The sequence below is a fragment of the Psychrobacillus sp. 05T411 genome (genome assembly GCF_056396485.1).
In genome coordinates this window covers 1-23,080 of record NZ_JBFTLO010000028.1, presented here as the reverse complement: position 1 = coordinate 23,080, position 23,080 = coordinate 1, and the positions used below count along the sequence as shown (strand labels likewise).

Below are 23,080 nucleotides of genomic sequence, written 5' to 3'. Positions count from 1 at the left end.
AACAGAAAAGGCTTTGTGCACGAAATCGTGCCAAAGCATCTTTACTGTATCCATTTTTTTAATGCATAGTAATTCGGAAACGTTTGAAGAGAGTTCTGACATTCTTCACATATGCACTGCACGGTATACTCGCCCTCTGCCCCATTTACTATGTATTCATGCTGTTCTTCTGGTGTTATTTCATGTTTAGTTAAAAACTGCTCATCTATACTATCAAACGGTAATTGCCCAATTTCTGTTTCACAATGGCGACATTTATAATGAATCGTCATAACCATCAACCTCCTTTTAGGAAGTATAGGCCTTTTCATTAAAATTTATGCACCATTGTATGTATTCATCACTTCTAAAAAACTTTTCGACAGCCAATCTTCACATGCATCGCCACTTTTTTTCACTGCCGCTCCCATTTCAGCTTTTTCATCGTCACTAAATTTGGATAGCACATAATCTGGAACCTTCATCCCATTCTTCGGACGATCGATTCCGATACGAATTCGATTAAATTCTTGCGTACCGAGATGCTGGATAATGGACTTAATACCATTATGTCCTCCAGCACTTCCTTTTTGACGAAGTCGAAGCTTTCCTACTTGTAAATCTAAATCATCATATATAACAACCAGGTCCTCATCTTCTACTTCAAAATAATCCATCATTGGTACGATACATTCACCCGATAAGTTCATGTATGTTAACGGTTTCAAGAGTAACACTTTTTCAGTGCCGATATGGGAAATACCATACATGCCATTAAATTTGGATTGTGTGAGCGGTATATTGAAGCGACTTGAAAGCTCGTCTATTACGTGAAAACCAATATTATGTCTCGTTGCTTCATATTGCTTACCTGGATTTCCTAGACCAACAATAATCTTCATTCATTTCCATTCCTTTAATACGTATTTCCTTTATTTTATCATAAACATAAAGAAAGAGATTGCCTTAAGACAATCTCTTTGTATTATTATTCTTCTGTTTTAGTTTCTTCCACTTCAGCTTCGGTTTCTTCCGGCTCAACTTCTGTTCGAGGTGCCGATACAGTAACTAATGTATAATCATCGTCATTCGTTATCGTATAATCTATTTTGTCTCGAACATCAGCAACGGTCAGCGTATCACCAATCGCCATTCCAGAAATATCCACCTCAATAGCCTCAGGAATATCCGATGGTTTTACCGTAATTGTCAATTCTCTATTCGGTTGTTGCAATAATCCACCTTCAGAAACGCCTACTGAAGTACCTATAACATGAACGGCAACATTTACTTCTAGTTCTTCTTTCATGTTGATCGCTAAAAAGTCTGCATGAATCATTTGACCTTTTAATATGTCCATTTGATAGTCACTCATCACAACGTTAATCGTTTTCCCGTTAACTTCTAGCTTCATAACTCCATTACGACCTACTTCTCGAAGTGTTTTCGATAAGTTTTTCTCGTCAACCGATATTGGCTGTGATTCCATTTGAAAACCATAAACAACCGCTGGAATATGTCCACTATTTCTCAACTTTGTATTCTCTTTTGGTGATCTGTCTTGTGCTTTTACAATTGTACTCATCTATTCTCATCCTCCCGGGTAGGTTCTACCAATATGTATACCCTTTACCGGAAGTTTTCAAACATTTATTTATCAATCAAATAAAGTACTAACTGATTTTTCTTCGAATACGCGTACGATTGCGTCACCTAATAATTTTGCTACAGACAATTCTTTAATCTTTGGTGATGTCTTATCTTCTGATAATTCGATAGAGTTTGTAATAACCAATTCTTTAATCACTGAGTTATCGATACGTTCAATCGCAGGACCTGACAATACAGCATGCGTACAGCAAGCATATACTTCTTTTGCGCCACTTTCCATTAAAGCTTGTGCTGCAATAGAAATAGTACCAGCAGTATCAATAATATCATCGATTAAAATTGCTGTTTTACCTTCTACGTTTCCGACAATATTCATTACTTCTGCAACATTTGGACGTGGACGACGTTTATCGATAATAGCAATCGGCGCTTTTAAGCGATCTGCCATTTTACGAGCACGAGTAACTCCACCGTGGTCCGGAGATACGATAACTAATTCAGAAGGATCAATATCTTTTTCCAAGAAGTAATCTGATAAAATCGGTGCTGCTACTAAATGATCAATTGGAATATTAAAGAATCCTTGAATTTGAGGAGCATGTAAATCCAATACGATTGCACGAGTTGCACCTGCTGTTGTTAGTAGGTCTGCTACCAGTTTTGCTGTAATTGGTTCGCGAGCACGTGCTTTTCTATCTTGGCGAGCATAGCCGTAATAAGGTAATACAACACTTATTGTACGAGCAGATGCACGTTTTAGAGCATCCAACATGATTAATAATTCCATAATATGTTCGTTTACAGGACCTGAAGTTGATTGGACGATAAAAACGTCACATCCGCGGATGCTTTCTTCGATATTGATTTGGACTTCGCCATCACTAAATCTAGTTACTGTAGATTTTCCTAGTGGAACCCCTACTTCTCTTGCGATTTCTTCTGCTAGTTCTTTGTTGGAATTTAATGTGAATATTTTTAACTTAGAGTTTTCGTATTGTTCTGCCATGATAATCCTCCTGGATTGCGGGTTATTTTAGTTTTAATCTATTTGCGTAGCCTTCTTTATTTTCTTGTCTTGCACGCCCAATAGCTAGAGCCTCTCCAGGTACATTTTTTGTAATGGTAGAGCCTGCAGCAACGTACGCTTTATTGCCAATCGTAACTGGTGCGATTAAATTGGAGTTACAACCAACAAAAGCATCATCTTCGATTGTTGTTACAAATTTATTTTTTCCATCATAATTTACTGTAATTGTTCCGCATCCAATATTAACATTTGAACCTATTGATGCGTCACCCATATAACTTAAGTGAGAAATCTTACTTCCATTTCCTACTGTGGACTTTTTCACTTCGACGAAATTACCAATTTTCACATCATTTCCAACCTCGGTTTGTGGTCGAATATGTGCAAATGGACCAATTCCCGTATGATCACCGATTTCGCTTGATAATACAACAGAAGAATGGATAGTGGTTCCATTTCCAATTACACTATTAACAATATGACTATTTGGACCAATCGTACAGTTATCTCCAATAGTCGTTTTCCCTTCGATCATCACTCCTGGTTGGATAATTGTATCCATCCCAATGATAGCATCGCTACTAATGTATGTACTTTGGGGATCAATAATTGTTACACCTTCACGCATATGATGATGAGCAATACGAGATCGCATAATCTGTTCGGCTTGGGAAAGTGCGATTCGATCATTTACTCCAAGAATTTCATCAAATTCTTTTGCTGCGAAAGCAGAAATTACTTCTCCTTCTTTTTGCAAAATCTCTATTACATCCGGTAAGTAATATTCACCTTGTGCATTTTCGTTTTTCACCAATTTCAATGCCTTGAATAATGCTTCGTTATCAAAACAATAAGTACCTGAGTTAATCTCGTTTACAAGTTGTTCTTCTGCAGATGCATCTTTTTGCTCAACAATGCTTTTTACATTTCCACTTTCTGCACGAATAATTCTTCCGTATCCCGTTGGATTGCTTGCAATTGCCGTTAAAATTGTTGCTTTAGCTCCTGTTTGTTTATGATGATTCAATAAATCACTCATTGTTTCCGTCGTAATAAGTGGTGTATCGCCACAAATCACAATAGTCGTTCCAGATAAATTGGCAAGGGTTGTTTCTGCTTGTAAAACTGCGTGTGCTGTTCCTAGCTGTTCTGCTTGAAGTACATATTCACTTCTATTTCCTAGCTCACTTTGAACAACTTCCGCACCATGTCCAACGACTGTCACGATTTTTTCAACACCAAGCTTTTCCATGTTATCGATAACATGTTCCACCATAGACTTTCCACATACAGGATGCAGTACTTTATATAGACTTGACTTCATACGTGTTCCTTTACCAGCTGCTAGTACAACTGCAAAAGTATTTGTCATTTTCCGATTTCCCTCCAGTGGGCTAATTTCCTCTTTTGACTATAGCGGAAATGGAGCGATTTTTCAAGGAAATATCTCTTGACAAATACATGACAAAGCAAGTATTATAGGTAATTTTTCTGCACAAAAAAACCATCTCTGGAATAGAAATGGTTTCGTTGTGCATTTTTTATATTCCTACATGCTTGCTTCTGTCAATCTTTCTTCTTCTGCGTCGCTACTTAAGTGATAGGCATATAATACTGCTTCTTGAATCTTGTTTCGAGTCCCAGGGTTTATTGGGTGGGCAATATCCCTAAATTCACCTTCTGGAGTTCTTTTACTAGGCATTGCAACAAATAGACCTGTGTTCCCATCTATCACTCGAATATCATGCACAACAAATTCGTTGTCCAGTGTAATGGAAGCGATAGCCCGCATTCGACCATCTGTTAGTACTTTGCGTAATCTTACGTCTGTTACTTCCATTTAATCACCACCTTTTTTCATAGTTGCATCATTCTCTCTCAATTACTATTCTACAAGAGTTTAATTTCTCCTTCTTTTATAAAGGAATATTTTTAATATTATAAAATATGTAGTTCACTTAACTAAGCATAGTTTGTGGAATGTAGAGAAAGTGCATGACACATAGCTAAGATAACTCCAGTAAATGGATTAGAGTAACAACGCATTATAGGGAAACTGCGACGTAGTGACCGCTGTGATTTTCGCTGCAGGGCGTACGCTTTCCGTGGGGTGAGTGATGAGCCTTCACCGCCGCTTGCGCGTACGTTGTGAAGTCTCATCTTACTCACTTGATCCCACTGGAGTCGACGCCTGCAGCGAAAATCAATGGAAATGGCTAAATTATTGAGATCCCATATTAACAATAAATGGTTGAACGAGACAATAACCTAGCTGAACACGACAAACTAGTCGAGTAGATGCCGGCTAGGCGTGTTTGACGGGATTTAAGACATATAATTCCTATAATAGGTCGGAATTATTGTTGTCTCACATCAAGTAAAGAGCCATTTTGAGAATTGGTTGCTTTCACGAGTAATTTGGTTGCTCTCGTGCTGATTTAGTTGCTTTCCATATAGAACTGGTTGCTCCCAGTGATTGATTGGTTGCCCTTAACCATTTATTGGATGAATGCAATGAAAAAACTGGTTGAAATTTTGTTTTTTAACGGGATGGTATGGATAATTGGGCAATTTCTTTTGATTTTCGCTACAGACGTCGACTCCTGCCGGGTGAGTGGGCTAATGAGACATCCCAACGTACGCCTAAGGGCGGCGGGGATGGCTCATCGCTCACCGGGCGGAAAGCGTCCGACAGCAGCGAAAATCATAGTGGCCACCTTATAAGACTCTTTACGTCGCCGTTTCCCTAAACTGTGCTTCATATAAAAAAAATATGTTGTCCGAAGACAACATACTTTTGGTTYAAACTAATGCAATTACTTCAATTTCCACTTTTACGTCTTTCGGTAATCTTGCTACCTCTACAGCAGAACGGGCTGGTTTATGCCCCGCGAAGTGTTTTTCATAGGCATCATTGAATTCTGCAAAATCATTCATATCTTTCAAGAACACCAATGTTTTTACGACTTTGGATAAGGAAGAACCAGCTTCTGTTAATACAGCATCTAGATTCGCAAATACTTGGGCTGTTTGTTCCGTAATCGAGCCTTCTACCACTTCTCCTCCTGGAGTTAATGGGATTTGACCCGAACTATAAAACATTCCATTTACAATAACTCCTTGTACATAAGGTCCGATTGCTGCTGGTGCATTAGTTGTTGATACTGTTTTCATCTACACTTCCACCCTTCACAAAATAGTTTCCTTTGGTTAAAGCAATTGTACCACTTTTTTCATTTACTTCGTGTAGTTTTACTAAAGATAAATAATCTTCTACTAACTGCTCACCTTCATGCTCCGCTTCTACCAATACAGCAATACCAGCAAGCTCACAATTAAATTCTTCGAGTAAGCTCTTCATCCCGTTAATCGTACCACCGACTTTCATGAAGTCATCTGTGATTAATACGCGCTGGCCTTTTTCCATACTTCTTTTAGAAAGAACCATCGTCTGAATGCGTCTTGCAGATCCCGATACATAGTTAATACTTACCGTTGGGCCTTCTGTTACTTTACTGTCTCTCCGAACAACGACTACTGGCACATTTAAGTGTCTTGCTATAGCATGTGCAATAGGAATTCCTTTTGTGGCAACGGTCATAATCGCATCTATTTTTTCATTTGCAAAAGCTGATGCAAATACTTTTCCTACTTTATTCATCAGAGCTGGGTTCCCTAACAAATCGGTCATATACAAATAGCCACCCGGTAATAACCGTTCTGCCTTAGAAAGCTGTTCCATCAAATCTTTCGCTACTACTTTTACATCTGCATCCGTCATCGTCGGGATGAACTTTACGCCACCTGCTGCTCCAGGGACAGTTACAAGTAAACCTCTTCCTCTTTCTTCAAATGTTTCTTTCACAATCGTTAAGTCTTCGCTAATGGAAGATTTAGCTGATTCGTATAAAGAAGCAAAATATGTCAAAGGGATTAATTTATGAGGATGCTCCATTAAGTATTGCGTCATATCTACGAGCCGTTCACTTCTTTTCCATTTCATTCAATCACCTCCAAATACGAATATTTTATAAAAAACTTACCACAATCATCCGTGTTTAAGCAAGTGTGTCTCTTTCTCCGATTAGTCGAACAGCATATACTTCATCACAAAATCCACGAAGTCCGTTATATACTCGTTGTACTCTGGATTCCTGATTTACTAAACCAAATACAGTTGGACCACTACCACTCATCAATACGGCATCCGCCCCAAATTTTTGCATCTGTTCTTTTAGTACGGCTACTTCCGAATATAAATTTAATGTGACTTCCTCTAGTACATTCCCTACAGATGCACACATTAGTTCAAAATCTTTTTCTTTTATAGCTTGAATCATTTGCTTTGTATTCGGGTGTGAGATGTCGCCTATTTTTAAGTTCCCGTAAATATCGGCTGTAGAAACACCGAGTGTCGGCTTTGCAAGAATGACCCAACAATTGGCAGGAGACGGTAGCTCTTGAATTTTTTCTCCTCTACCTGTGGCAAGTGCTGTTCCACCATACACACAGAAAGCTACATCTGAGCCAATTTTAGTACCTATTTGCGCAAGCTCATCTAATGTAAGACCTAAATTCCATACCGTATTCAGCCCTCTAAGCGTAGCAGCTGCATCACTACTTCCACCGGCTAGTCCAGCCGCTACAGGTATGTTTTTTTCAATTTTGATCGATACGCCCAATTTCACATGATACATCTCTTGTAATATCTTCGCAGCCTGATAAGCAAGATTGCGATGATCATTTGGAACAAAACGATCGACCGATAATATATGTATAGCCCCATCTTCTCGTACTTCCAATCCAATACGGTCTGCTAAATCGACAGTTGTCATGATCATTTCTACTTCGTGATAGCCGTCTGGACGTTTATGTAATACATCAAGAGTTAAGTTTATTTTGGCAGGTGCTTTTACATAGTACATCCCATCTGCTCCTTTTCCAACATATGCTGTCACCTATTTTACCACAGTACATAAGAAAAGCGGAAGCGCATACGTTAGCAGGATACACTCTAAGGCTGCAACGACTGTATGAGTGCTTCGGAAGTATCCTAAGTACATCGTACCGTGTGGCAAGGTCTGTATGGCCCAAATCGTGCAGGCTTAAAAAAAGAAAAGGCAGATTTCTCTGCCCTTTCTGGTTGCTAATTGTTCATTATTTGGAAATCTCGTTTACTTTGGTGACTTCATTTGTTGCTCGGCCATTTCAATTGCGCGTTTCACCATATTACCCGCATCACGTGATTTTATTCCACCCCAGCCCTCGGTTTTGACTACATCATAAAATCCAAGATCTTTTGCAATCTCTTCTTTTAATTCATTAGACATAATACCTTTTCTAGCCATATGGTGTATCCTCCTTTTTAACAATTAGCCTTCCTAGTATATCCCGAAAACAGAAAAAAACTCTTTATCCATTCCGAAGAACAGAGAAAGAGTTTTTTTGTTAATATAAAAAAATAAAAGTTCTAAATACTCATTTTACAACGATTAAATTATTTGCTTCATCAAAAATAGTGATTTCTACTGCTTCTGTCAAAATGTCTGCATAACTATAAGATACACGTTCAAAAGAGTTTTCATCTTGATCCAAGTCGATAACGAATACGGCGTGATACGTTTCTCGTAATACACCAGCTCGCTCGATTGTTTTCTTACGTCCCCCGTTTGCTTTTAATTGCAAACGCTTGCCTAAATGATGATCTAATGACTTCTTAATATCAGCTAAAGTTTTTGGCATTCCGCTTACACCTCACTGAATATTACTATACCATGCATTTATTTTTTTGTCAAACAAAACATTTTAACAACCATAGGCACTCTTTGTCAACGTTTTTATTTCATTCAATGACTACTTTTGTTTATAAACATTACTAATATTGTAACAAGTGTTATTAATTAAAGTGTGCGTATAATTCATCCGCTAGACGGCCAAATTCTTCGATAGATAGAGTCTCGCCTCTTCTAGTCGGATTAATACCTACTTTTTCTAAAGATTGAAGGATTAATTCTTTTTTCTGTTTTCCATTTGGCAAAGAGGATTGCAGATTATTAATAATCGTTTTTCTTCGTTGTACAAACGAGCCTCTTGATACTTGAAATAAAAAGTCCTCATCAATCACATGTACTGGTGGTGTTTCATGGCGCGTTAGCTTAATAACTGCAGATTCTACATTAGGTTGAGGCATAAAAACTGCTTTGGGGACAATCATAGCTACTTCTGCTTTCATATAGTATTGAATCGCTATAGAAAGTGACCCGTAAGCTTTTGTTCCAGGTTTTGCAGTAATTCGGTCTGCTACTTCTTTTTGCATCATCACAACCATTCCTCGAATAGGTAGACGATCCATTAGTAATTTCAACAAAATAGGTGTTGTTACATAGTAAGGTAAATTGGCCACGACCATAACGTCTTTATAGTCCTCTAGCTTATCTGTGAACATTTGTTTCACGTCAGCATCCAATATATCCGCATGGACAATCTCCACGTTATCATATGGCGATAACGTATCTTCTAATACTGGCAATAGACGTTGGTCAATTTCAAAAGCTACTACTTTTCCTGCTGCTCTTGCTAAATGCTCTGTTAAAGCACCAATACCTGGTCCAATTTCGATTGCTGCCGAATCTTTTGTAAGATCCGCATGTCCTACGATATTTCGTAAAATATTAGGATCAATTAAAAAGTTTTGACCTAAACTTTTTTTAAAGGAAAAACCATATTTTTTTAGTATTTCTTGTGTCCGAACTGGGGTAGCTATATCTTTTTGCATAAATTATTTATCCTCCGTATCCAGTTGTGAAATTGCTTCTTCTACCTGCTGTATGCTAATTTGAAAAATGGAAAGTCGCTTTTGCAATTGTTTCCCATTTGTATATCCTATTTTTAAATATTCTCCGAGTCTTGTTCTTCGCTCTTTGGAGTTTGGATGACCGATTAACTTTCCTTTTACTAATATTTCTAAAGGAATATCCTCTGCTACATCCGTATCCGATTTAGGAGTATAAACGCTCGCAAGTGCTAGACGGATATCCTCGTCCTTTGCATGTTCAATCCCTAACCCTTTGCCGTTCTTGGCAATCGTTTTTTCTTTCGATAAAAAGGCATGCTTCACACTAGGGACATGTTCTTCAATAATGGCGCGAATACGTCTCCCAGGGTAATCTGGATCTGTAAAAACAATAACTCCCCTTTTATCTTGCGCATGCTGGATTTTCATCAGTGTTTCTTTAGAAATAGCAGATCCGTTCGTTTCTATTGTATCTGCATCAACTGCACGCTTAATAGCAGTTGTGTCATCTTTACCTTCTACAACAATGACTTCTTTTATTCGCAAAGGTACTTCCTCTTTTCTACTTTATTACTTCCTATCATAACGCAAAAAAGCTTCCCCTATCAATGAAAGAAAGGGAAGCTATACAACATCAATTTAACACTTTAATGCGTACCTTCTTGCGTCCAAAGTCATATGCTTTCGATTTAGATGGCATGAATAGGTCAATTTTGTTTCCTTTAATGGCACCACCCGTGTCTCCAGCTACTGCGTAACCGTAGCCTTCTACCCACACTTTAGAGCCTAGTGGAATTACTTTAGGATCCACTGCAATTACTTTCACATCTGGATTTGACTTTAAATTAATACCGGTTGTCGTAATACCAGAGCAACCATTACAATAAGCAGTGTATGCAGTTGCCGTTACATAGAACTCATTTCCTGCACTATCTGTTGCTCCACGGGATACACTAGCAGTTACTACTTTTGTTCCAACTGCAACTACTTTTTTCGTAGGTTCTTTTATCACGCTTTCACTAATAACATTTCGGGATACTTCTACCCCATTTTCTTTCAGTACATCATAAGTTCGTGAAACTGTTCCTTTTTCACCCGCTTGCACTACTTTTTCTTTCCCTTTTAATAGCGAGTCATCTTTTTTCGTTTCTACTGCAAAGTTTGTAGCTTCCTCAACTACATCGGTGACCTTTTCTACTCGCACCACTTTTATAACGGAATCTGGAATGACCATCTCATCCATTTGCCGTTCTACTCGGTCGAATTCATTCAATTGAATGTTAGATTGTTTTAAAAAGTCAGCGACCGTAGTCGAAGTGGACCATACCTTCTTCTCTTCGTTACCATCTAAAAGCGTGACTTCAAACGCTTTTTCAATTGCAATTTTGTTATTCGGTCCAACCTCTGCATCCGCAGCAGGTGTAATTGCATCATGTTCATTTATTTGAACATTTGCTTTTGCGAGTATTTCTGAAACTAAATGTTCAGTAGTATTGATTGTTTGAATTTCACCATCTACTGTTATTTCTATTTGTCTTGCCTGCTCCCACTCAACCACTAAATTATTTTTGATTGAAGTGTTCACTGAGGGTTGTAAAAAGTCATCGTTTGCTACTAAAATATTATGTTGTTTTAGTAGTTCTCCGACTGTATTTGCGTGCGTTAAAATCTCTTGTTGTTCACCGTTCACTGTTAAAGCAACAGTTTTCTTAGTTCCTTCGTATAAAACGAAAGAAACGACTGCAAGAAACAATAGTAAAGATGCAATAGTTACTAGTGTTTGCTTGCTCCTCAATGAATGAAAGAACAGGTTTTTCATGGTATTATTTGACATGAAAAACGCCTCCTTGTTCACTCGAGTGATTATATAGAGTACTTTTCATCTTGTCAACTATTTATATTTTTTTACACTATTCAAACACAGTAAAAATCGACGATATTTTGGGCATCAAAAAGTTTATATTTTTTTATCTACTATGCGGAAAAATTGTTCTGCATTATTTGTTGTCGCTTCCGCAACTTGTTCGATTGGCAGCCCTTTCAATCGTGCAATTTCTTCCGCAACAAGTGTTACAAGCGCAGGCTCATTTCTTTTTCCTCGATGAGGATGGGGTGCCAAATAAGGTGCATCTGTTTCAATTAATAAATGCTCTAAAGGAATCTCCGTAGCTACCTCTTTTGGTTTCTTTGCATTTTTAAATGTTACGGGTCCCCCAAGAGAAATCATAAAATTCATGTCGATACATTGTCGTGCTGTTTCGACACTTCCACCGAAACAATGCATAATGCCTCCTGTTAAATAGGCATCTTCTTCTTTTAAAATTCGGATGACGTCCTCCGTTGCTTCTCGATTATGTATAATAATCGGTAAATTTACCTTTTGAGCTAAACGAATTTGTTTTCGAAATAATGCTTGTTGAATATCTTTAGGCGATTTATCCCAGTAATAATCCAGCCCGGTTTCTCCGATTCCTACTACTTTTTCGTGAGCCGCAAGTTCCTCAATCCATTTTAAGTCTTCGTCTGTACAATCAATTGCATCTACAGGATGCCAACCTACTACTGCATAGATGAATGGGTATTCTTCTGCTAGCTTTATTGCTCGTTCGATTGTTTTTCGATCAAATCCGACAACGACCATTTTCTTTACATCTGCTTGTAGTGCTCGATTAATTACTTGTTGCAAGTCTTCGTCGTATTGATCGGCATTTAAGTGTACATGTGTGTCTATAAACATTTAACTTCTTCTCCTCACGTAAGTTCATTCATATATCGTCTAGAATAGTATTTGAAAATATTATTTATCATAAGAAAAGCATAAGTGCCTATCTCTGCCCAATACAAAAACAGAAATTATTAAAATTAATGGGGTGGTGCACATAATAAGGATAATGCTTTGTAAAGAGTTGACTAGTGACCGCTATGATTTTCGCTGCAGTCGAACGCTTTCCGCCGGGTGAGCGATGAGCCATCCCCGCCGCTTTGGCGTACGTTGGAATGTCTCATTTGCCCACTCATCCGGCAGGAGTCGTCGCTTGCAGCGAAAATCAATGGAAATTGCTTGCTTACTCAATATCGACTTGCTAAAAACAAAATCATATATAGTTTATGGAATGTTTTCATCCAGTAAATGGCTTAGTACAACTAATTGACAAATTAAAGCAACCAAATTGCCGGTGAAAGCAACTAATTCTTAAAACAGCTCTTTATTTGGAGATCGCATTTTCTTATTAGATTTATAAAACTTTACGTAGTAGACTGGATTAATTTAATCTCTGATATGTGTAGACACTATATTAGATAGTAATTCCCATGGATTTTCGCTACAGGGCGGCGACTCCAACGGGATTAAGTGAGCATGATGAGACTTCACAACGTACGCGCAAGCGGCGGTGAAGGCTCATCGCTCACCCGTGGAAAGCGTCCGCCCTGTAGTGGAAATCCCAGTGGACACTTCATTCAACTCTTTACGACGCATTATCCCTATACCACGTTTATTCGGAAAAATTACCCACTTATATAGAATTTTAAAATTTCCTAAAGCAATAAAAAGACCTGTCACTTTTTTAGCAACAGGTCTATTTTAACTTATTATTTCACTTGTGCGCCATTTTCAAGCTTTTCATCCACTGTTGCTAACGTTAAATAACCATCTTTTTCACCAGCGAGAATCATCCCTTGAGATAGTTCTCCTCTTAGTTTAACTGGTTTTAAATTAGCAACTACAATTACTTTCTTCCCGATAAGATCTTCCGGTTTATAGTGCTTCGCTATTCCTGAAACAACTTGACGTTTTTCATAGCCCATATCTAGCTGCAGCTTTAATAATTTATCTGCCTTTGGAATTTGTTCACATTCCAAAACGGTAGCTACGCGTAAATCTACTTTAAAGAAATCATCGATTGAAATCTCTTCAACGCCAACTTCCTCTTCTTCTACTTCTTCTTGTGGTGTTTGCACAGATCCGCGCATTTGGTCGCGAATATAAGCTACTTCAATATCTACATCTAAACGTGGGAATATTGGGACACCTGTTTGAATTACTTCTATATTATCTCCAATCACGTCGAAGTTTCCAAGCTTATCCCATTCCAAATACTCTTCTGTCATTCCAAGCTGAGCCATCATTTCTTTAGGACTATTCGTCATAAACGGTTGGATTAATGTAGCAATTTGGCGTAAACTTTCTGCTAAATTAGTCATTACAGCCGCCAACTGACCACGAAGTGCCTCATCTTTAGCAAGTACCCATGGTTGAGTTTCATCAATATACTTGTTGGTACGTGATATGAAAGCCCATAAATCGCTTAATACGACACTGAACTGCATTTTCTCCATGCTCGTTTCATATTTTTTGATTGTTTCTTTTGCAAATTCCTGAAGAGCTGCATCGAATTCCGTAGGCTCACTTTGAGATGCTGGAACTTTTCCATCGAAATATTTATTAATCATCGATACGGATCTATTTAACAAATTACCTAAATCATTTGCCAAATCGAAGTTTGTACGCTCTACAAATGATTCCGGAGAAAATACACCATCTTGCCCAAATGGTAGCTCACGCAATAAGAAATAGCGCGTTGCATCTAAGCCATAACGTTCTACTAACATTTCTGGATATACAACATTTCCTTTAGATTTAGACATTTTGCCGTCTTTCATCATGATAAATCCATGTGCAAATACCTTTTTAGGTAGCGGTAAATCTAATGCCATCAAGAAAATTGGCCAATAAATTGTATGGAATCTTACAATGTCCTTTCCTACAACATGTACATCTGCCGGCCAATACTTTTTAAATAATGAATCATCTTCTGATAGATAGCCAAGTGAAGTAATATAATTCGTTAACGCATCAACCCACACGTAAATAACATGCTTGGGATCTCCTGGTACACGAATTCCCCAATCGAATGATGTTCTGGAAACAGATAAATCCTCTAATCCAGGTTTAATGAAGTTATTAATCATTTCATTTTTTCGGGACTCTGGTTCAATAAACGCTAAATTGTCTTCATAATAAGCTAATAGACGATCTGCATATTTCTTCATATTAAAGAAGTAAGACTCTTCTTTTACTTTATGAACAGGTCGACCACAGTCCGGACAGTTTCCATCTACTAACTGGTTTTCAGTAAAGAAAGATTCACAAGGAGTACAATACCAACCTTCATACTCACCTTTATAAATATCTCCATTATCTAAAAAACGTTGAAATATTTTTTCAACCGTTTTTGTATGGCGTTCTTCCGTTGTTTGAATGAAATCATCATATGAAATATCCATCAAAGCCCATACTTTTTTCGCTGCTTCCGCAATTTCATTTACGTATGCTTGCGGTTCCATGCCTGCCTCTTGTGCTTTTTCTTGAATTTTTTGACCATGCTCGTCCATTCCCGTAAGGAACCTAACGTCATAGCCTCTTAGTCGTTTGTAACGTGCCATTGCATCGGATGCTACTGTTGTGTATGCAGTACCAATATGAAACTTGCCACTTGGGTAGTAAATAGGCGTTGTCAAATAAAATGTTTTTTGTTGATCTTTCAATGTAAAAATGCCTCCAATGCGAAAATCTACTTTATATTCTATTCTATCTAAACAAAGTATTTGTTTCAAATAATTAATAACTCTACTGTATAATTATCGACCAACGTTTAACTACCTAAATTATTAAATAAAATGGTTATTATTCCAAAATAATGACTTTTTTTAAAAATATTAATCAAATTTTTATCTATTAATATATTATTTGGTCAAATTTTTATGATATAACGCAATGTTTTTCATAATTTAATTATTGACGAAAATGGTAGTACTTGGTATGATTGTTTATATGAAATAGATTTATGTCGAAAAATGACGAAAAATTTGTACTCTTGAGAGGAGAAAACTATTATGAAATCTACAGGTATTGTTCGTAAAGTTGATGAATTAGGACGCGTAGTTATTCCGATTGAACTTCGCCGCACATTAGGTATTGCAGAAAAGGATGCTTTAGAAATCTATGTTGATGATGATAAAATCATCCTAAAAAAATACATGCCTAACATGACTTGCGCTGTAACTGGTGAAGTATCAGATGACAATCTTCGTCTTGTTGGTGGTAAATTAATTCTAAGCCCTGAAGGTGCAGAATTACTAATTAAAGAGATTCAAAATAACTTAAAATAATAAAAACATCCGTATTCTTTTTAGAATATGGATGTTTTTGTTTATTCTATATGATAGTTTTGATAAACGTCTCTTTTTGGCATACCTCTTTGAATTGCCACTTCTTTAATAGCTTCCTTCGACGTACACTGCTTTTCTTCTATAATTTTGTTCACATGCTCTTCTATACTTAACTTTTCCCACCACGGAGCATCTAATTCATCTAATGGCTCTTCCTCGTTACCATTTAATACGATGCAAAATTCACCCCGAATTTCATTTTGCTCTACCCAACTTACCGCTTCATCAATTGTCCCTCTTAGAAACTCTTCAAACTTCTTCGTTAGCTCTCTGGCTAACACAATTTGACGATTGCCATCCATAATGGCCTGCATGTCTTTTAAGGAATCCTTTAATCGATGAGGAGATTCATACAAAATAACAGTCTCCTGCCTTTTTTGAAGCTGTGTAATCTCTGCTTTTCTTTCTTTTTTATTTCTACTTAAAAATCCGTAAAAGAAAAAAGGTTGTGTCGATAATCCCGAAGCGATTAATGCACTTAGTGCTGCATTTGCTCCTGGGACTGGTATGACTGCAAACCCTTCTGCAACTGCTTTTGCTGCAATATCTGCCCCAGGATCTGAGATGCAAGGAAGTCCGGCATCACTCACTAACGCTATACGTTTCCCCTGCCTCAATAAATCTAATATCTTTTCTCCACCTACTTGCTGATTGTGATCATGATAGCTCATTAGTTGTGTCGATATCTCAAAATAATTACAAAGCTTTTTTGTATTACGTGTATCTTCTGCAGCAATCATATCTACTTCTTTTAATATTCGAATGGCGCGCATCGTCATATCTTCCAAATTCCCGATAGGCGTTGCAACCAAATATAAACAACTACTTTGTTCGTGCTCCGTCGATTTCTGAGATTTCATCATCTAGTTTGCCCTCCCATATAGTGTATTTTTTGCTTCCTTGATAATTGCTTAAAAGCGTATTCTGCCTGCATTGCCTCACGTTTCGTTTCAAACATTTCATTATATATACAGACAACTGGAAGTCTCGCTCGTGTATATTTTGCCCCTTTTCCTTCATTATGCACCGCAATTCTTTTTATTAAATCATTCGTATAACCTGCATAATAGGAACCATCACAACATTCTAAAACGTAAAACGTATGAATCTTTTCATTCTTTTCCATATAGCATCTCTTTTACTTCTTCTGTATATTGCCCATCTTCCCCATATACATATAAAGGCGGTAAAATTTTCAAATCCGGTTTCCCATCTTTTATTCCTTCGATTAAAAGTGTATTCGCTTCTTTTCCCTCTTTTGGGTAGACGAATCGAATACGCTTAGGCTCTAGTCGATTTGCTCTCATCGCGGTAACGATATCAAGTAGTCTTCCAGGTCGATGAACAAATGCGGCTTTTCCACCTTGCTTTAACAATTCACTTGCCGAAATGACTGCTTCCTCTAGCGTAAGATGGATCTCATGCCTGGCGATAGCCAAATGTTCTTTTAAATTCCGTTCACTTGCTTCATGCGCTGGAAAATAAGGTGGATTACAAGTAACAACGTCGTACTTTTCCGATCCAATTAAAGCAGCAATTCCTTTTACATCGCCCTGCTGAATGATAATTTGTTCGGAAAGTCGGTTGTATTCCACACTTCTAGTAGCCATATCGGCTAGCCTTTCTTGCAATTCAATGCCAATTATTTCTGCTTGTGTCCGGGCACTCAAAAATAATGGGATTGCCCCATTGCCAGAACACAAGTCCACTATTTTCCCTCTTTTAATCGGCACATATGTAAACCTTGCCAATAATACAGCATCCAAAGAAAATGAAAAAACAGACGGACTTTGAATTATCCGTAGATCCTCTGCCAATAAATAATCGAGACGCTCGTCATCCTTTAACCATTGTTCCATAACTGATTCCTCCAAGCAAAACAAAAGACTGACACCCACTTTTGGAGTGGCATCAGTCAATTGATCATACGTTTTGTTTATTTAAAAATGATAAGCAAAATAGACAATCTTCTTCTTTACGAGAACTTCCAAAATGAACATGACAAACATGATAACCTTCTTGATAAAGTCGCGCTAAATTATCATGACCTTCTCCAATATCTGCTTTGTTTAACTTTTCTTCTCGAACTTTCTCATTTAATGCTTCTTTTTCATGCATTTCATCGAGTCTCTGTCTTAAATGGTTGTTCTCTTGTTGTAGCGTTTGACGTTCTTCTACCATTATCGCCACAAATTCTTTTAAAGCTCGAAATTGCAGCTGCGTGGACTCTAATTGTTTTTCAAATTCTATAATTGTATCTAAAAAATTACGGTCCATCACACATTCACCTCATTGCCCCGACCATTGTACCGGATTTTCCGAATGGCTAATAATTTCTTCTAACGTGTAATCTAATACCCTTTGAGGATCATTTAACTCTATACGTAAAACCCGCTCTAAAATATTCATACTTACTACTCTTCCAAGACCATCCGGTGTTTCAATCTTATCACCAATATCAGGCATTTGTTCTCTTGCTTCTTCATATTCATCATTTTCATACTTTAAACAGCACATTAAACGTCCACATAAACCTGATATTTTAGATGGATTCAATGATAAATTTTGATCTTTTGCCATTTTAATAGATACTGGTTCAAAATCACCTAAAAATGTAGAACAACAAAGCATACGTCCACACGGACCAATGCCCCCTAACATTTTAGCTTCATCACGAACTCCAATTTGTCTAAGTTCAATTCGAGTTCTAAATACGGAAGCTAAATCCTTTACTAAGTCTCGGAAATCGACTCGACCTTCCGCAGTAAAGTAAAAAATAATTTTGTTTCTGTCAAATGTATATTCAACATCCACGAGTTTCATCTCTAAAGCTCTTTCTAAAATCTTTTCGGTTCCTAACGCGAGAGCTTGTACAGATTCTGAACGATTTTCTTCTACCTGAATACGATCCTTCTCAGTAGAAGGTCTTACTACTTGTTTTAAAGGGAGAACTACATCATGCTCCCCTACTTGTTTGATCGGTACAACTACTTTGCCGTACTCAACCCCTCTAGCAGTTTCTACAATAACGTAATCATCTTTCTCTAACGCAAAATCTACTGGATCAAAATAATATATTTTACCCGCTTTTTTAAAGCGAACTCCTACAACATTATACAAAAGTAAATACCTCCTGCAAGCTTAGCATTAATTGCTCCATCATCAGTGTCCGGTTCATGTTCTTATGCAAGTTTTGTTTTGCATGTAAAATTATTTCTAATTGCTTGGATAATTGCTCATACGTACTATGCAGGGCAACTTGCTTCCAATAATGAACCATATCCGGATAAGTACAGACTGCGACGTTACTTGCTTTTATAGCTACTATATCACGATAAGCGAATAGTAGTAAATCTAATGCTTGCTCTGCTTGTTCCTTTTCTTTAAGCAAAGGACCAAAATCTTCATGAATACACATCAAGGCATCTTGAACACTTTTTCCACTCGCTTCAACCAATTTTAACACTGATTTCCTTGCAAGTCCAAATTGCTCATCCTTCGCTAATTTAATCGCTTCTTCGACTTGATTCGTCATCCGACAGACAGTAGAGGCCATTGAATCAGTTATTCCTTCTTCTACAAGTCTTTGTTTTAGAACCGATTGGGGCATAGCTGCTAAGCTTAAATGCTGACATCTAGAACGGATGGTTGGAATTAGTGCATGCATTCGATCCGTTAAAAGAATTGCCGTTATTTCGCTTTGTGGTTCTTCTAAAAACTTCAATAATGTATTGGCAGCGCTAGCATTCAATTGATCCGCTTGATGAATAACGTATATTTTACGTCCAGTTTCAATTGCAGTTTTGCTCATTTCGTGAATTAGGTCATCTATTTGACCACGCTTAATGAATTGTCCATCCGGTTCTAGTTCTATAAAGTTTAGATGATTAGCTGATTTTAATCTTTTACAACTTCTACATGTTTCACATGGAACATTTTCGGTCGGATTTTCACATAATATAAGTTGTACAAAAAACTGCATTACCTTTACTTTCCCAGTGCCTTTTGCACCTTCAATGATATAAGCATGTCCAATGCGGTTCTTCTGAACAATTGATTGAATTTGCTTAATTGCTACAGGTTGTAATTTATCTACTCCATCAATTGACCAGTCTTCCATGTATCTCACCTTCTTCATTATCAAATGCTCTTATCTATTTTCTAAAAAATCCCGTGTCTCGCAAGTGGCGAAAACACGGGAAGTTTACGTGTAAAGGTTAATAAGTAGACCTTTTATTTCTCCGATTTTATCTAAGAGATCAATGGAGCTTTTCTCTTGGTTTAAAATCTCTTCGGCTAATTCTACTAGTTTCTCATCAATTGTTTCAACAATCTTCAACTTCCTACCTTCACCAAAACGATTCCAAGTATGAGATTGTTTTAATCCCATCCCAAAATCTACGGCTTCTTGTAGAAACTTTCGAATTAGCATTTTGAACTTTGCCATATCACGTAAATTTCTTGATCGTGCTAGACGATCTCCTGCCGTTGAAATATCCCCTAACAGTTTCGTTATTGTTTCCGTCTGCATTCTATGTTCTTGTCTGGAGATTATTTGTCCAAAGTTTGTAGCTCGCGGACCATTTTGTATAGAATCTTTTCTTACTTTATCTATTCCTACTCGTACGTCTTGATTTATCTTCAACCTTTTCTACCCCTTCCTTCATTATTAAAAATGATGGAATTGTTCAATCGGCAGAACAAATACGGTAGCTCCTCCTACTTCAACTTCTACTGGGTATGGAATATACGAATCTGCATTTCCACCCATTGGGGAAACAGGTGCAACCATTTGCTCTCTTGCTCGACAATTATCTCTAATCAACTCTAAAGCGGAAGCTACTAATGAGTCCTCGGTACCGATTAAAAAGGTAGTATTTCCAGATCGTAAAAACCCACCTGTACTCGCCAGTTTTGTCGCTCTAAACTTTGCTTTTGTTAAAGCATTAGACAATCGGTTACTATCTTGATCTTGTACTACTGCTACTATCAATTTCATCGATACTCACTCCTATTGTATTTTCTTATCTTTATTATAACATGAATTATCTAATTATTTCTAATTCGTGTTTTATGATTTTATATACATCTTTTAACACTTCATCAACTGAACGAGAAGCATCAATTACTTCCATACGTTCCGGATATCGATTAACTAGCGATAAATAACCTTCTCTAACTTTTTCATGGAATGTTAGATCTTCTACATCTAAACGATTTTTTTCGCGGGTTTCATGAGCGTTAATCCTTGCAAGCCCTACACTTGGTTCAATATCGAACAGAATCGTTTTATTTGGCATTGTTTCACCTATTGCAAACTTATTGATGGCTAGTATTTCTTCCACACCAATACCTCTTGCAAAACCTTGATATGCAAGTGAACTATCTATAAAACGATCGCATATAACTATTTTTCCAGCTTCAATAGCAGGCTGTACTTTTTCAACTAAATGCTGTCTTCTAGCTGCGGCATATAATAAAGCTTCCGTACGGCTTTCCATCATTGTATGCTCATTATCTAAAATTATGTTTCTAATTTTTTCCGAAATCATAATTCCGCCAGGCTCTCTTGTCATTACAACATCATAGCCCTCTTCTTTTAATTGGGCTCCAAGTAAATTCATTACGGTTGTTTTTCCAGCCCCTTCAGGACCTTCACTAGTTATAAAATACCCTCTTTTTTGCACAATTAATCCTCCACTACATATATTAACTTTTCTGCAAGTCGATGTTTCCCTTGAAATACTGCTCCCTTAGCCAACCATTCTTCTAATTCAGTTAGTATAGCCACTGTGATTTTCTCTCCTGCTATTAAAAGAGGAATTCCAGGTGGATAAGGAATCACCATTCCTTTTGCTATTCTTCCGATTGAACGGGTATACGGAATCCATTCACCTTGCTTTTCATTCAATACACCGACACTCATATGTAATGTTGAAATAGGCTGTTGAATAATCGGTTGGATTTCTGCTGGACTATTTGGTATTTCTTTTTGTAATTGATCTACCGCTTTCTTTATACGCTTTCTAATATCAGCAAAAGGATATTCATGCTCTCCCTTTAATAAAGGCAAAATAAACAACACTTGATGTGTATCCGCTAATTCTACATAAATATTCTGCACTTCAAATGCTTTCTGTACTTGGAAACCCGCATACATTTCTACTCGTATTAACAATTTAAGTGGATCGTCTACTTCCACTACTTCCAGACAAGAAATAGTTTCTAACGCATGGATAAATAACTTTCTTCTATTCATAAAGTGTTTATAATCTATTTCGTTGTATCTTTCGACATAACTTCTCGCATCATCCAGTGAGGCTAGTAAGAGATAGGATGGGCTGCTCGATTGTAGCATTCGCAAGTACTTATTTATCGAATCTACTTTAACTAACTCCGAATTAAAATGTAAAAAAGACCCCATCGTTAGTGCAGGTAATGTTTTATGGGCTGATTGCACAACTACGTCTGCTCCACACATTAACGCGGACTTCGGAAAACCTTTATTCGCATGGAAATGTGCCCCATGAGCTTCATCCACTAGGACTGGTATATTATTCATATGACATACGTCGATAATATCTTTTAGATTAGAAGATGCAACACCATAATAACTAGGATAGGTTAGTATAACAGCTTTAGCCATAGGATACTGTTGTATTGCATTATTGATCACTTCCAATGACACGTAAGCTGCCGTTTTCGATCGCTCATCCCATTCTGGCGTTACAAAGATAGGCTCCGCTCCGATTAATTCGATGGCATGAAAAATAGATTTATGAGCATTTCTTTGTACAATAATTTGCTCACCAAACTGACAAGTAGCATAAATCATAGCTAAATTTCCTACAGTAGTTCCATTTACTAAAAAAAAACTTTTCTGCGTTTCATAAGTAGCTGAAAGTAGCTGCTCTGCTTCTTTAATCGCTTCTTCTGGATGATGATAGTCATCTAATCCACTTAACTCGGTCAAATCATACTGCATAGTTTCTTTTATTACATTGGGTAAATTGGATAGAAGCCCATTTTTATGACCCGGTACATGAAATGAAACGCTTTTTTGTGTATGAAACTTTTCTAATGCTTCAACTAATGGTCGTTTCCCTTGCATGTTATACACCTCACTAGCTTGTCATATTATCTACTTTTATTATACATGAATAGAACAAGTTCCTCTTAAATATAGAATTAATATATTAATCTAAACCTTATAATTTCCAAGGCAAAAATAAAAAGAAGTCATTACCGAATAATCGGTAACGACTTCTTTTTTTGGTGCCCAGCGACGTCCTACTCTCACAGGGGGAAACCCCCAACTACCATCGGCGCAAAAGAGCTTAACTTCCGTGTTCGGTATGGGAACGGGTGTGACCTCTTTGCCATCATCACTAGACGATGAGTGCTTGTCTTTGCCATCATCACTAGACGATGAGTGCTTG

At 37.3% G+C, this 23,080-nt stretch carries 27 protein-coding genes and 1 rRNA gene; 1 reads left to right on the top strand and 27 read right to left on the bottom strand.

Annotated features, from left to right (window positions below):
* Nucleotides 1-41: 41 nt before the first annotated feature.
* The 16 genes from AC1DFT_RS17035 to metG all read right to left on the bottom strand — a co-directional run bounded on the left by AC1DFT_RS17035 (nucleotide 42) and on the right by metG (nucleotide 14,957).
* A complete protein-coding gene (locus tag AC1DFT_RS17035) occupies nucleotides 42-272 on the bottom strand; it encodes an anti-sigma-F factor Fin (protein WP_478160205.1) in 231 nt (76 codons plus the stop codon).
* 45 nt (nucleotides 273-317) lie between these two features.
* Nucleotides 318-881, bottom strand: a complete 564-nt coding sequence (pth, locus tag AC1DFT_RS17030; protein ID WP_478160203.1) for an aminoacyl-tRNA hydrolase — start codon at nucleotides 879-881, stop codon at nucleotides 318-320.
* Between the two features lie 86 nt (nucleotides 882-967).
* Nucleotides 968-1,564, bottom strand: coding sequence for a 50S ribosomal protein L25/general stress protein Ctc (locus AC1DFT_RS17025; protein WP_478160201.1), 597 nt, complete (start codon nucleotides 1,562-1,564; stop codon nucleotides 968-970).
* Nucleotides 1,565-1,636: 72 nt separating this feature from the next.
* Nucleotides 1,637-2,596 (bottom strand): ribose-phosphate diphosphokinase, encoded by a 960-nt coding sequence (locus tag AC1DFT_RS17020; RefSeq protein WP_478160199.1) that lies wholly within the window; start codon nucleotides 2,594-2,596, stop codon nucleotides 1,637-1,639.
* A 22-nt stretch (nucleotides 2,597-2,618) separates the two neighbouring features.
* Nucleotides 2,619-3,989 carry a bifunctional UDP-N-acetylglucosamine diphosphorylase/glucosamine-1-phosphate N-acetyltransferase GlmU gene (glmU, locus tag AC1DFT_RS17015; RefSeq protein WP_478160197.1) on the bottom strand — a complete coding sequence of 457 codons (1,371 nt, stop codon included), beginning with the start codon at nucleotides 3,987-3,989 and terminating at the stop codon, nucleotides 2,619-2,621.
* 177 nt (nucleotides 3,990-4,166) lie between these two features.
* Nucleotides 4,167-4,457 carry a septation regulator SpoVG gene (gene spoVG, locus AC1DFT_RS17010; RefSeq protein ID WP_478160195.1) on the bottom strand — a complete coding sequence of 97 codons (291 nt, stop codon included), beginning with the start codon at nucleotides 4,455-4,457 and terminating at the stop codon, nucleotides 4,167-4,169.
* Nucleotides 4,458-5,419: 962 nt separating this feature from the next.
* The gene (locus tag AC1DFT_RS17005) at nucleotides 5,420-5,791 is read right to left on the bottom strand and encodes a RidA family protein (protein ID WP_478160253.1); all 372 of its coding nucleotides are present in this window, start codon (nucleotides 5,789-5,791) and stop codon (nucleotides 5,420-5,422) included.
* Complete coding sequence (gene purR / locus AC1DFT_RS17000; RefSeq protein ID WP_478160193.1) at nucleotides 5,769-6,620, bottom strand: pur operon repressor; 852 nt, start codon at nucleotides 6,618-6,620, stop codon at nucleotides 5,769-5,771. The genes AC1DFT_RS17005 and purR overlap by 23 nt, the downstream gene beginning before the upstream one ends.
* Before the next feature lie 55 nt (nucleotides 6,621-6,675).
* The gene (gene ispE, locus AC1DFT_RS16995; RefSeq protein ID WP_478160251.1) at nucleotides 6,676-7,542 is read right to left on the bottom strand and encodes a 4-(cytidine 5'-diphospho)-2-C-methyl-D-erythritol kinase; all 867 of its coding nucleotides are present in this window, start codon (nucleotides 7,540-7,542) and stop codon (nucleotides 6,676-6,678) included.
* Between the two features lie 249 nt (nucleotides 7,543-7,791).
* Entirely contained in the window at nucleotides 7,792-7,965 is a 174-nt protein-coding gene (locus AC1DFT_RS16990; protein ID WP_093276510.1) for a small, acid-soluble spore protein, alpha/beta type, read from the bottom strand.
* A 130-nt stretch (nucleotides 7,966-8,095) separates the two neighbouring features.
* Nucleotides 8,096-8,359, bottom strand: a complete 264-nt coding sequence (veg, locus tag AC1DFT_RS16985) for a biofilm formation stimulator Veg (protein ID WP_053591096.1) — start codon at nucleotides 8,357-8,359, stop codon at nucleotides 8,096-8,098.
* Between the two features lie 154 nt (nucleotides 8,360-8,513).
* The gene (rsmA, locus tag AC1DFT_RS16980; RefSeq protein ID WP_478160190.1) at nucleotides 8,514-9,392 is read right to left on the bottom strand and encodes a 16S rRNA (adenine(1518)-N(6)/adenine(1519)-N(6))-dimethyltransferase RsmA; all 879 of its coding nucleotides are present in this window, start codon (nucleotides 9,390-9,392) and stop codon (nucleotides 8,514-8,516) included.
* A gap of 3 nt (nucleotides 9,393-9,395) precedes the next feature.
* The gene (rnmV, locus tag AC1DFT_RS16975) at nucleotides 9,396-9,956 is read right to left on the bottom strand and encodes a ribonuclease M5 (protein WP_478160188.1); all 561 of its coding nucleotides are present in this window, start codon (nucleotides 9,954-9,956) and stop codon (nucleotides 9,396-9,398) included.
* 88 nt (nucleotides 9,957-10,044) lie between these two features.
* Complete coding sequence (locus AC1DFT_RS16970) at nucleotides 10,045-11,244, bottom strand: ubiquitin-like domain-containing protein (RefSeq protein WP_478160186.1); 1,200 nt, start codon at nucleotides 11,242-11,244, stop codon at nucleotides 10,045-10,047.
* Between the two features lie 123 nt (nucleotides 11,245-11,367).
* Nucleotides 11,368-12,147, bottom strand: coding sequence for a TatD family hydrolase (locus tag AC1DFT_RS16965; RefSeq protein WP_478160184.1), 780 nt, complete (start codon nucleotides 12,145-12,147; stop codon nucleotides 11,368-11,370).
* A gap of 854 nt (nucleotides 12,148-13,001) precedes the next feature.
* A complete protein-coding gene (gene metG, locus AC1DFT_RS16960; RefSeq protein WP_478160182.1) occupies nucleotides 13,002-14,957 on the bottom strand; it encodes a methionine--tRNA ligase in 1,956 nt (651 codons plus the stop codon).
* A 348-nt stretch (nucleotides 14,958-15,305) separates the two neighbouring features.
* Here metG and AC1DFT_RS16955 point away from each other — a divergent pair, with 348 nt between their 5' ends.
* Complete coding sequence (locus AC1DFT_RS16955; protein WP_142540905.1) at nucleotides 15,306-15,581, top strand: AbrB/MazE/SpoVT family DNA-binding domain-containing protein; 276 nt, start codon at nucleotides 15,306-15,308, stop codon at nucleotides 15,579-15,581.
* A 41-nt stretch (nucleotides 15,582-15,622) separates the two neighbouring features.
* On the opposite strand, the gene rsmI is transcribed toward AC1DFT_RS16955, so the two are convergent.
* The 11 genes from rsmI to rrf all read right to left on the bottom strand — a co-directional run bounded on the left by rsmI (nucleotide 15,623) and on the right by rrf (nucleotide 23,034).
* On the bottom strand, nucleotides 15,623-16,501 hold the full coding sequence (gene rsmI, locus AC1DFT_RS16950; RefSeq protein ID WP_478160249.1) for a 16S rRNA (cytidine(1402)-2'-O)-methyltransferase: 879 nt from the start codon (nucleotides 16,499-16,501) through the stop codon (nucleotides 15,623-15,625).
* Entirely contained in the window at nucleotides 16,501-16,767 is a 267-nt protein-coding gene (locus AC1DFT_RS16945) for a GIY-YIG nuclease family protein (RefSeq protein ID WP_478160180.1), read from the bottom strand. The genes rsmI and AC1DFT_RS16945 overlap by 1 nt, the downstream gene beginning before the upstream one ends.
* Complete coding sequence (locus tag AC1DFT_RS16940; protein ID WP_478160178.1) at nucleotides 16,754-17,500, bottom strand: tRNA1(Val) (adenine(37)-N6)-methyltransferase; 747 nt, start codon at nucleotides 17,498-17,500, stop codon at nucleotides 16,754-16,756. The genes AC1DFT_RS16945 and AC1DFT_RS16940 overlap by 14 nt, the downstream gene beginning before the upstream one ends.
* A gap of 64 nt (nucleotides 17,501-17,564) precedes the next feature.
* A complete protein-coding gene (yabA, locus tag AC1DFT_RS16935) occupies nucleotides 17,565-17,918 on the bottom strand; it encodes a DNA replication initiation control protein YabA (RefSeq protein WP_478160176.1) in 354 nt (117 codons plus the stop codon).
* Nucleotides 17,919-17,930: 12 nt separating this feature from the next.
* Nucleotides 17,931-18,761, bottom strand: coding sequence for a PSP1 domain-containing protein (locus AC1DFT_RS16930; RefSeq protein WP_478160174.1), 831 nt, complete (start codon nucleotides 18,759-18,761; stop codon nucleotides 17,931-17,933).
* Nucleotides 18,754-19,761 (bottom strand): DNA polymerase III subunit delta', encoded by a 1,008-nt coding sequence (holB, locus tag AC1DFT_RS16925; protein WP_478160172.1) that lies wholly within the window; start codon nucleotides 19,759-19,761, stop codon nucleotides 18,754-18,756. Before holB ends, AC1DFT_RS16930 begins: the two co-directional genes overlap by 8 nt.
* Before the next feature lie 84 nt (nucleotides 19,762-19,845).
* Entirely contained in the window at nucleotides 19,846-20,286 is a 441-nt protein-coding gene (locus AC1DFT_RS16920; protein ID WP_478160170.1) for a YaaR family protein, read from the bottom strand.
* Between the two features lie 24 nt (nucleotides 20,287-20,310).
* On the bottom strand, nucleotides 20,311-20,640 hold the full coding sequence (locus AC1DFT_RS16915) for a cyclic-di-AMP receptor (protein ID WP_142540898.1): 330 nt from the start codon (nucleotides 20,638-20,640) through the stop codon (nucleotides 20,311-20,313).
* 46 nt (nucleotides 20,641-20,686) lie between these two features.
* Nucleotides 20,687-21,328 carry a dTMP kinase gene (gene tmk / locus AC1DFT_RS16910; protein ID WP_478160167.1) on the bottom strand — a complete coding sequence of 214 codons (642 nt, stop codon included), beginning with the start codon at nucleotides 21,326-21,328 and terminating at the stop codon, nucleotides 20,687-20,689.
* A gap of 2 nt (nucleotides 21,329-21,330) precedes the next feature.
* On the bottom strand, nucleotides 21,331-22,752 hold the full coding sequence (locus tag AC1DFT_RS16905; protein WP_478160165.1) for an aminotransferase class I/II-fold pyridoxal phosphate-dependent enzyme: 1,422 nt from the start codon (nucleotides 22,750-22,752) through the stop codon (nucleotides 21,331-21,333).
* Nucleotides 22,753-22,918: 166 nt separating this feature from the next.
* A 5S ribosomal RNA gene (gene rrf, locus AC1DFT_RS16900) occupies nucleotides 22,919-23,034 on the bottom strand.
* Nucleotides 23,035-23,080: the final 46 nt, after the last annotated feature.

Bases quoted from the DNA above. Each gene is read 5' to 3' on its own strand.
- veg (WP_053591096.1), bottom strand. From the start codon at position 8,359: ATGCCAAAAACTTTAGCTGATATTAAGAAGTCATTAGATCATCATTTA.
- rsmA (WP_478160190.1), bottom strand. From the start codon at position 9,392: ATGCAAAAAGATATAGCTACCCCAGTTCGGACACAAGAAATACTAAAA.
- AC1DFT_RS16955 (WP_142540905.1), top strand. From the start codon at position 15,306: ATGAAATCTACAGGTATTGTTCGTAAAGTTGATGAATTAGGACGCGTA.
- AC1DFT_RS17035 (WP_478160205.1), bottom strand. From the start codon at position 272: ATGACGATTCATTATAAATGTCGCCATTGTGAAACAGAAATTGGGCAA.
- purR (WP_478160193.1), bottom strand. From the start codon at position 6,620: ATGAAATGGAAAAGAAGTGAACGGCTCGTAGATATGACGCAATACTTA.
- AC1DFT_RS17020 (WP_478160199.1), bottom strand. From the start codon at position 2,596: ATGGCAGAACAATACGAAAACTCTAAGTTAAAAATATTCACATTAAAT.
- yabA (WP_478160176.1), bottom strand. From the start codon at position 17,918: ATGGACCGTAATTTTTTAGATACAATTATAGAATTTGAAAAACAATTA.
- AC1DFT_RS16905 (WP_478160165.1), bottom strand. From the start codon at position 22,752: ATGCAAGGGAAACGACCATTAGTTGAAGCATTAGAAAAGTTTCATACA.
- AC1DFT_RS16970 (WP_478160186.1), bottom strand. From the start codon at position 11,244: ATGTCAAATAATACCATGAAAAACCTGTTCTTTCATTCATTGAGGAGC.
- pth (WP_478160203.1), bottom strand. From the start codon at position 881: ATGAAGATTATTGTTGGTCTAGGAAATCCAGGTAAGCAATATGAAGCA.
- AC1DFT_RS16990 (WP_093276510.1), bottom strand. From the start codon at position 7,965: ATGGCTAGAAAAGGTATTATGTCTAATGAATTAAAAGAAGAGATTGCA.
- AC1DFT_RS16945 (WP_478160180.1), bottom strand. From the start codon at position 16,767: ATGGAAAAGAATGAAAAGATTCATACGTTTTACGTTTTAGAATGTTGT.
- holB (WP_478160172.1), bottom strand. From the start codon at position 19,761: ATGGAAGACTGGTCAATTGATGGAGTAGATAAATTACAACCTGTAGCA.
- AC1DFT_RS16965 (WP_478160184.1), bottom strand. From the start codon at position 12,147: ATGTTTATAGACACACATGTACACTTAAATGCCGATCAATACGACGAA.
- ispE (WP_478160251.1), bottom strand. From the start codon at position 7,542: ATGTACTATGTAAAAGCACCTGCCAAAATAAACTTAACTCTTGATGTA.
- glmU (WP_478160197.1), bottom strand. From the start codon at position 3,989: ATGACAAATACTTTTGCAGTTGTACTAGCAGCTGGTAAAGGAACACGT.
- AC1DFT_RS16915 (WP_142540898.1), bottom strand. From the start codon at position 20,640: ATGAAATTGATAGTAGCAGTAGTACAAGATCAAGATAGTAACCGATTG.
- spoVG (WP_478160195.1), bottom strand. From the start codon at position 4,457: ATGGAAGTAACAGACGTAAGATTACGCAAAGTACTAACAGATGGTCGA.
- AC1DFT_RS17025 (WP_478160201.1), bottom strand. From the start codon at position 1,564: ATGAGTACAATTGTAAAAGCACAAGACAGATCACCAAAAGAGAATACA.
- AC1DFT_RS16940 (WP_478160178.1), bottom strand. From the start codon at position 17,500: ATGGAACAATGGTTAAAGGATGACGAGCGTCTCGATTATTTATTGGCA.
- rsmI (WP_478160249.1), bottom strand. From the start codon at position 16,501: ATGAAATCTCAGAAATCGACGGAGCACGAACAAAGTAGTTGTTTATAT.